The 1,784-nt window shown below is 53.3% G+C and carries 1 protein-coding gene; it reads right to left on the bottom strand.

Translation table 11 applies throughout. The features are described from left to right. Window positions 1–391: 391 nt before the first annotated feature. Window positions 392–1,675, bottom strand: a complete 1,284-nt coding sequence (locus tag G463_RS0117255) for an IS110 family RNA-guided transposase (RefSeq protein WP_026976120.1) — start codon at window positions 1,673–1,675, stop codon at window positions 392–394. Between the last annotated feature and the right edge of the window lie 109 nt (window positions 1,676–1,784).

Genomic DNA, 1,784 nt, shown 5'->3' on the forward strand with positions numbered 1-1,784 from the left:
CCTCCCTCAATGATCTTTTCATTTTCTCTTGTTTTCTCATTCATTCGTAGCTTTTTGCATTTGACTCAGTAGATGGAGTGCTGTCAGACTCCTGTAGTAGAAATCTTCTGGACAAGGGTTGTGCGATCACGTTGGGGGTTCGCCCCCTTTTTCAAAAATTTGGTCGCACAGTGGTTCTCCACAACCACCTTCGCGGCGTACCCTCCCATGTCTCACGGGGTCCTCAGTTCGGCCCTTTGCATTCCATCGTTCTGCCTGTCGAAGGGTGGAGGCCAGTTTATCTCCTTAGCAGGGTCATAGCCCGTATGGTGAATATCGTACCGGCTTCTCCGTGCTTCGTTTTTCAATTGCACTACTTGCGTACGGATGAGTAAGCGCCCAAGGTAGCTTGTTACGCTGCGAGCAGCAGATTCGAGTGAATCGGTCCCAAAGCCTTTTCAGGGTCGTATGGGACTTGCCTACGCCCGAGCGTGAAAAGAACGCGAATCAGCTTACAGCAAAGCGCAATCAGTGACGCCATTGGCCTGAGTGGGTTATCCACACGTGTCGTGAAGTACTGGTGCAGTGCCCGAAACTGTGGATTCTTGGCCGCAAGTGCCAGTACACAACGGTACAGCAGAGCCCGCAGCCTTGGCCGTCCACGTTTCGTGATCCTTGTCCGGCCTTTGTGCTTCCCGGAACTGTTCTCCTTTAGGTTGAACCCGGCCAGTTTCTGAATCTGCCGCCAGTGATCATACGAGGACAGGTCGCCGACCTCGGCAAGGAAGCCTGCCACAGTAACGACTCCAACGCCAGGCACGCTGAGCATCTGAGATACTCCTGGAACTCCGTTGAGTAGCCCCTCGATTTGCTCCATTAGAGCGCCTAAATGTTCCTGTAACAGGTCGTACTGGCTAAGCAGGATGTTCAGTTCCTGTCGCGCCATTTGAAGCCCTTCAGTCAGCCCAATGGAGTCAGACGCGACATCCACAAGAGCGGCAGCGCGTTTCTTACCTACGCCGCGTGGAATCCCACTTTCTCTCCACATGCGGACAATCTCATCGGCCGTCTTGGCTTGGACGTCCTGTGGACAAGGGCATTTTCGTAAGCAAACAAGCGCTGCTTTGCCCTCCCAATCCCTGAACACTTCCGTGAACTCCGGGAAGAATCGATCGAGCCAGTTGTGGATACGCCCTTGAACTCGCTTCAGGTCTTCGACCAGACGCTCTCGTTGACTCATTCCCACGCGCAGTTCTGCGTAGACATCCTTGGGAATGTTGGGAACAGAGTAGCGTCCGTCTTTGACCAATTGCGAGATGACGCGGGCATCCTTGCGGTCATTCTTCGTCGGGTTATTGTCGTCCAGCTCTTTGGTCCGCTTCACGTGCAGCGGATTGACCAGTACAACGCCAATCCCGTGCTGACGAAGGAACTGAGCGAGATTCATCCAATAGTGCCCGGTGGGCTCAACGCCGAATACGACGTTGTCACAGCCGTGATCGGCCATCAGCGTGCGAATCCACGTGAGTAGCTTCTCCAGGCCGCGTCTGCTGTTGTCAAAGGACAAGGGCTTACCAAGTTCCACGCCACGAGCGTCGCTTGCACGAGCCACATGAACCTTCTTGGCAATGTCTGCACCTACAACCAGGGTTGAATCTGTAATGCGGCGAATCTTGCTGTTCTGCGTTATACTCATGTTGTCGTACGACCTCCTGATACGTGGTGTGTTTTTGGGCAAACCCAACACTATCAGGAGTTTTTTATTGCCTCAAATCCGAAATTGCTTCGTTACAGGAATGCTCCTT

This window comes from Alicyclobacillus contaminans DSM 17975, from assembly GCF_000429525.1.
Lineage (GTDB): Bacteria > Bacillota > Bacilli > Alicyclobacillales > Alicyclobacillaceae > Alicyclobacillus_A > Alicyclobacillus_A contaminans.